Consider the following 6965-nt stretch of genomic DNA (forward strand, 5'->3'; position numbering starts at 1 on the left):
GTATATATACAATATACACACTATATACACTTTTGTAAAGGGTAACTATTAAAATGACTGTATAGAGAATTTAACTAGAACATTTAAATGCATAGAAAATATATATACACAGTAAAAAAACAGTATGAACATTTTCATACTGTCTAAAATAAATTATTCAATTCACTTAAATTATTATTTCCTTTTACGGCGATCATTATTTCTGCTAATAAATGCACAAATCATAAACATAATGGCTGCAAGTAAAAGTTTTATTCCTGAAGATTCGTTACCTGTAGCTTGTAAGTAATAACCAATAATGAATAATAAGACTGCTAATACTACAAATATTTTAGTCATATGCTTCACTGTACTCACCTCAATAGTATAAATTATATCAAATTTTGTTTTATAGATGTACTCTATTCATTTATTATATTGATTGCGATATGTTTAACGTAATGTTACTATAAATTTGTATCCACAAATTATACTACACAATCCCAAACCTGGTACCAGCAGGCTTGGGGTTATTTTTGTGTACGGTCATCTATTTGTCTTTCCAATTGATTTCTAACCAAATTCTAAAGACAACTAGTAGTCCACCTGTTAATAAAGTGATAATTCCATCTTGCCACCACGTCATTATACTACACCTCCCAAATGCAAAGTGTCATATATGTCGATGACCTAAGATTATCTTAACACAAAAACAGAACGTATGTTCGTATTTATATTAGAAAATCTTTTCAATAACTAAATCTTAACTAAGAATACTTTATCTTTAGTTAAATTCAAGCTAATATAAAGATAATGACTTTATTTTATAAAAGCGAGGTTATTCAATATGAACCCATTAGCCCAAAATTTAAATGAGCAACTTAATAATTCAAATCCAGAAATTTTACATATGCTTTCTGATTTGGGTCAAAAAATGTTTTATCCAAAAGGTATACTTTCTCAATCTGCTGAAGCTAAAAGTACTCAATATAATGCAACTATTGGGATGGCAACTAATGATAAAGGTAAAATGTATGCAGATTCATTAAATCAAATGTTTAATGATTTAACACCAGATGAAATTTTTCCTTATGCACCACCTCAAGGTGTCGAAGAATTACGTGACTTATGGCAAGCAAAAATGTTAAAAGACAATCCAGATTTAACTAAACAAGTAATGACACGTCCAATTGTCACTAACGCACTTACACATGGTCTTTCACTTGTAGCAGATTTATTTATAAATTCTGGAGATACTGTTTTATTACCTGAACATAATTGGGGAAATTATAAACTTGTTTTTGATACTCGTAATAATGCAAATATTTCAACTTACCCAATTTTTGATGAAAATGGACATTATACTACTGATGAGTTAGTTAAAACATTAGAATCTTATAATCAAGATAAAGTAGTAATGATTCTTAATTATCCTAACAATCCAACTGGCTATACACCTAATAAAGATGAAGTACAAACAATTGTTAAAGCTATTGAACAATTGACTAGTAAAGGAACTCAAGTTGTAGCTGTTATCGACGACGCTTATTATGGTTTGTTTTACGAAGACGTATATACACAATCCTTATTCACTGCATTAACTAATATCAATTCTAAAAATGTGTTACCTGTACGATTAGATGGTGCTACAAAAGAATTCTTTGCTTGGGGATTCCGTGTTGGATTTATCACATTTGGTGTTGAAGATGAAATTGCAAAAGATGTATTGGAAGCAAAAACTAAAGGTCTAATTCGTAGTAATATTTCAAGTGGACCACTTCCATCACAAAGTGCAGTTAAACATGTATTGAAGAATAACGATCAATTTAATAAAGAAATCGAGCAAAATATTACGACCTTACGTGAACGATATGAAGTTACAAAATCAGTAGTTTACGACGAAAAATATGCTTCACACTGGCAAGCTTATGACTTTAATTCTGGTTATTTTATGGCGATAAAAGTTAAAGATGTTGACCCTGAAACATTACGTAAACATCTGATTGAACAATATTCAATTGGTGTTATTGCATTAAATCAAACAGATATACGTATTGCGTTTAGTTGTGTTGAAAAATCTGATATTCCTCATGTATTTGATTCGATTGCAAAAGCTATTGATGATTTACGTTAAAGTTAAGATAAAAAGGTTAGACCAAATAATGGTCTAACCTTTTTAATATTGGTAATTAAGTTGTAGTTATATAAAAATCAATAAAATAAAACCTATAATTGCTAATGAAAATGGTCCAAATGTTTTTAATTTATCTTTTATAGTTATTCCCATAATACCATCAATTAATTGAACTAAAGCCATTAATAATGTCATTACAAATAAAATTAACTGATTTACAAAACATAATGTTGCTACACTTAATAATGCTATTGCTAAACTTCTGGCAAATGCATATTGGGCATTAATTTGTCTTGTTTTTATAAAAGCTTCAATAGCATAATACAAACTTATAATTGAACTAATACTAGTGAAAATTACAATGAAGTAATACATAATATACCTATAATTTTTAGTAATTTTAAAAACTTTTTATTACTATTCAATTCTATACTAAGTCAAATTAGAAGTCTTTCTTTTTGCGTCTCAATTTCAAAATTGTTAAACCTAAAATTAATATTAACAGATTAGTAGTACGAGTTGTCCCAGTATTTATACTACCTGTTTCAGGTAATTGTGACTTTTTATCTTTTATCGTTTTAAAACTATTTTCTCCTACTTTCACTGACTTGGGTTCAGATAGACTAACTTTATTAGTCTGATTAGAAGAAGGTTCAAATGTAATAATTGACTTTTGTTTATTAGGAATAGTTATTTGGACAGTATTACTCTTTTCACTATTTCTAATTGAACTATTAGCAAGGATTTTACTACCGTTGAGTTTGTTAATATCTTTAATGGTAATTACACCAGTTTTCTCATTAATATTGATACCATGGATTTTTTTATTAAACTTCCACGTTTTTCCAATTTTATTTGAAGTAATATCTATAATTTTTCCATTCGGTTTTACAATATTTATACTTACTTTATCTGTATTATCTTGTGGTGTGATTGTTATATGCTTCTTTTGTTTATCTAATTGGATTATCGGTGGTTTTGGTGCAGTTTCTTTATAAGAAACTTTAGCAGTAACTTCGCTTGGATCACTATTTCCTTGTGTGGCTTGGATTGTGACATGGCTACCGTTTTGAACACCGTCATGAGTTATTGTGATTACACCTTTAATAATATCAATGTTAATGCCTTTTACTTTATCATTTAATGACCATTTGTCTTCTGCTTTTGTTGCGATTATTTCTTTCTGTTGACCATTTGGATCTATATACTTCACTACCATTTTGTCTGTATTATCTTTTGGTGTAATTGTTACACTAGCTTCTTGGTCATTTGTTGTTATTACTGGTGCGGCTGGTGTTGTTTCTTTATTTGGTACTTTAATAGTTACTTCACTTGGATTGCTATTTCCTTGCGTGGCTTGAACTCTAACTTCGCTACCATTTTGAACACCGTCGTGCGTTATCGTGATTACACCATTTGTTCCATCAATGTTTATACCATCTACATTATCGTTTAGCGACCATTTGTCTCCATCTTTTGTTGCTACTACTTCTTTCGAATCACCATTGGAATCTATATACTTCACGACCATTTTGTCTGTATTGTCTTGTGGTGTGATTGTTACACTAGCTTCTTGATCATTTATTGTTATCATTGGTGCGGCTGGTGTTGTTTCTTTATTTGGTACTTTGGCCATTATTTCGCTTGGATTACTATTTCCTTGCGTGGCTTGAACTCTAACTTCGCTACCATTTTGAACACCATCATGAGTAATAGTCAATAAACCTGTTGTTGGATTAATTGCAAAGCCTTGTGGATTATTTTCTATTGTCCACTGTTCCCCAACTTTCGTAGCTACTACTTCTTTCGAATCTCCATTTGGATCTATATATTTCACTACTATTTTATCTGTATTGTCTTGTGGTGTGATTGTTACATTAGCTTCTTGATCATCTGATGATATAACTGGTACGACTGGTGTTGCTTGTTTTAAAGGTATTTTATCTCTAGCTATTAAGCTAGAATCACTATTTCCATAATTTGATTCTGCGGTTACTTCACTGCCAACTTGAACTCCTTCATAATTAACAACCACTTCTCCGTTAATATCATTTATGCTTATGCCTTTAGGATTGTCGTTTAATTCCCAATGATCACTAATTTTTGTGGCAACTACTTCTTTTGATTCTCCATCTAGGCCAATATAATTTATAGTCATTTTATCAGTATCGCCTTGTGGTTGAATTATCAAACTAGCTTCTTCTTCATTTTTAATAATTTTTGGTTCAGGTGGTGCAATTTCTTTAACTGGCATGATAGCCCTAACTAAATTACTAGGAGCACTATTTCCTTGCGTAGCGCTAGCTGTTATCTCACTATGAGGAGCGACACCTATATAATTAATAGCGATTCCACCTGTTATAGGATTAATAGTAAATCCAGCAGGCGCCTCATTTAACAACCAATTATTTCCTTCTTTTTTGGCAATTAATTTAGACATCATTCCATCAGGATTAACATAATTTATTTCTAATTTATCTGCATTATTTGGCGGTGTAACAACTGTATACACATATTCATTGTTAGTAGTTATTTTCGGTTCTTGAGGAGAAAGTAGTTTAAGATTTATTTTTTCTTGTTCTAATTCAGTTGTTAGTTGGTTTATAATTGCCTGACTCTTTCTTTCCGCTATTGGCGTATTATTTAATGCTTCATTTAAAATGGATTTAGCTTCTTCTAATTTAGCTTTTAAATTATTTACAGAATTAGCCGTAAATTCAGATTCATTAATAGTATTTAAGTATTGTTTAATATTATTATATTTATCGTTCAATTCTTCTTTATACATCAAAATATCAACTTGCTGTTGATTAACAATATTAGTACCTATTTTTTGAGTATCATTACCTCTATAAGGGGCGTCTGTTTTGTACGTTACATTTCCATTTAAATCAATTGTATTGGGTTGTGTAGCTGGAAAATCAATTGTGTAAGTTATATTTTTGGTAGCACCTGCATCAATTTTGCCAGCATCGAGAGTTAAAGTGTTAGTAGCTTCATCAAAATTTGTACTTACGTCAGTAGCAGAAATAAACTTGGAACCTGCTGGTAATGACACTACGTATTTTGTTTCTTTAGATCGAAAATGTCCTTTATTTTCAAGTGATACTGAAATCGTACCTCTAGCATAATTTGAGTTTGTAGAATCACTTCTAAAATCATATTTGATTTCATCAACATTTGAAGTTATATATGCACCACTATTAGCCCTTACTCTACTAACTATTCCACCATATAAATAACTCTTATTAGTTCCAAATCCTTGTTGAGCACCTGTTTGAGTGGAAGTTAATGTTTTCACATCAGCAACAGGTAGAAATGCAAGTCTTAATCTATTAACATCTTCAGGTACATTAATCATGAACGATAATCTTCCTGTAGGATATTTCCCCATACCATTAAGTGTCTTATCATAGTATACATTTGAACCATCTACACTAGTTACTTTGGCTTTAACTCCTGGCCAAGAGTTAATGACATTTAAAGCTGAGGAAACATACTCTACTACTAATTCTGAACCTGGATTAACGTCGATATCTTGATAAATACCAGCTACTCTTGGATCTAGTACTTTTCTATTATAACCATCAGTAGTTCTAGCTAATATTACGCCATATGGTGCGTTAGAATCACTCATGAAGGAACTATATTTTTTCCCTGCAGTTGTCAAAGTCATTGGATATTCAGGATCTGAAACAGTTGATAAACTATGCCATCCATCAACTCCTGTAACTACTGTAAGCTTATCTGTATTACTTGGTAAGTTTCCTCCAGTTACTTGCTCAAAATTACCATTTCGCAGTTCAGTGTTTATTTCATTTTTGTTTAATGGATCATTACTTTTATCATTATTAATAGGTTAGTTAGCCGATCTAAAAGATGTATCTCTATTTTGGTTTTTTATTGTACTATGTCTGTTATTTTTATTAGGCTCAGTATTATTCGCTGGTATTCCGTTAGTCACTAACTGATCGTCATTATTTATTAAACGATTCTTTTTAGTTTCATTTAAATCTACGTTATTTTCTTTTTTTAATAGTGAAGCCGAATTAATAAATTCTTGATAATAATCATCTATTTCTTTTTGAGTAGCTTGATTTTCAATAAATTGTTCAGCATTTACTAACTTAGTTTTAAATTGTTGAACAGAATCATTCGTTTTATTTGATAAATCAATGTTCTTATATTGATTTATTAATTTCTTTAATTTTTCATTGTTTCCAACCGATGACTCTTCTGACTTTATATTATTGCTTCTAAATTGATTTGTTTGATTAGAATCTATTTGATTGTTTTCATCATATTCTTTTTGGACTTGGTTTGCATCAATTTGATTATTAGTTTCTCCACTTGCCTTTGAATTTGTGCTAGCGGAGTTACTATTTTTTTGTGCTTCAAAATTATTGGTCAATTGTGGATTTGTTTGATTAGTTTCCTCTGCAGCACTTGCGCTATTCATATGACCAAATGATAAATATATAGATGCTACAGCAATACTTGTAGCACCATATCCTCTTAACTTTCTAATTGAAAAAAATTTTTTGTTAACTTCTTCTTGATTGTAATTTCTAGGTTGATTCACTTTTAATTTTTTCTCCTTTTTGTCAATGTGATTATATTCAAGTAGCGTGACGTTCGTTAATACCATTCAATAGCAAATTAAAATATTTTGAAATAAAAATTACAATAAATAATATAACACCTAGTAAGTGGTAAGACAACTATTTTATTTTACTAAAAACTTCACTATTTATAATAAATTATTAATAAAATTTTAATTTTTATATTATGAAACCTTCATTTTATGTAAAAAGAAAAACTTTCTAGCAGATTTTCTACTAGAAAGTTTTTT

At 29.9% G+C, this 6965-nt stretch carries 6 protein-coding genes; 1 reads left to right on the top strand and 5 read right to left on the bottom strand.

Going from position 1 to position 6965, the window contains the following annotated elements; all coding sequences use genetic code 11:
- Positions 1-174: 174 nt before the first annotated feature.
- Both CD121_RS00950 and CD121_RS12560 read right to left on the bottom strand, forming a co-directional pair.
- Complete coding sequence (locus CD121_RS00950) at positions 175-348, bottom strand: SE1626 family protein (protein WP_017638085.1); 174 nt, start codon at positions 346-348, stop codon at positions 175-177.
- Between the two features lie 181 nt (positions 349-529).
- Positions 530-625, bottom strand: coding sequence for a Trp-rich small protein (locus CD121_RS12560; RefSeq protein ID WP_017638086.1), 96 nt, complete (start codon positions 623-625; stop codon positions 530-532).
- A 201-nt stretch (positions 626-826) separates the two neighbouring features.
- Here CD121_RS12560 and CD121_RS00955 point away from each other — a divergent pair, with 201 nt between their 5' ends.
- Positions 827-2113 carry an aminotransferase class I/II-fold pyridoxal phosphate-dependent enzyme gene (locus CD121_RS00955; protein ID WP_126567288.1) on the top strand — a complete coding sequence of 429 codons (1287 nt, stop codon included), beginning with the start codon at positions 827-829 and terminating at the stop codon, positions 2111-2113.
- A gap of 66 nt (positions 2114-2179) precedes the next feature.
- Here CD121_RS00955 and CD121_RS00960 read toward each other — a convergent pair whose 3' ends face one another.
- The 3 genes from CD121_RS00960 to CD121_RS00970 form a co-directional block, all read right to left on the bottom strand.
- Entirely contained in the window at positions 2180-2488 is a 309-nt protein-coding gene (locus CD121_RS00960) for a hypothetical protein (protein ID WP_070452104.1), read from the bottom strand.
- Positions 2489-2555: 67 nt separating this feature from the next.
- Positions 2556-5969 carry a SasC/FmtB family protein gene (locus CD121_RS00965; protein ID WP_126567289.1) on the bottom strand — a complete coding sequence of 1138 codons (3414 nt, stop codon included), beginning with the start codon at positions 5967-5969 and terminating at the stop codon, positions 2556-2558.
- A 3-nt stretch (positions 5970-5972) separates the two neighbouring features.
- On the bottom strand, positions 5973-6695 hold the full coding sequence (locus CD121_RS00970; RefSeq protein WP_126567290.1) for a hypothetical protein: 723 nt from the start codon (positions 6693-6695) through the stop codon (positions 5973-5975).
- Positions 6696-6965 lie beyond the last annotated feature (270 nt).

Origin of the sequence: Staphylococcus pasteuri, assembly GCF_003970495.1 — a bacterium.
Lineage (GTDB): Bacteria > Bacillota > Bacilli > Staphylococcales > Staphylococcaceae > Staphylococcus > Staphylococcus pasteuri.

Excerpts from the sequence above, each read along its gene's own strand:
- CD121_RS12560 (WP_017638086.1), bottom strand. The coding sequence starts at position 625 with ATGACGTGGTGGCAAGATGGAATTATCACTTTATTAACAGGTGGACTA.
- CD121_RS00955 (WP_126567288.1), top strand. The coding sequence starts at position 827 with ATGAACCCATTAGCCCAAAATTTAAATGAGCAACTTAATAATTCAAAT.
- CD121_RS00960 (WP_070452104.1), bottom strand. The coding sequence starts at position 2,488 with ATGTATTACTTCATTGTAATTTTCACTAGTATTAGTTCAATTATAAGT.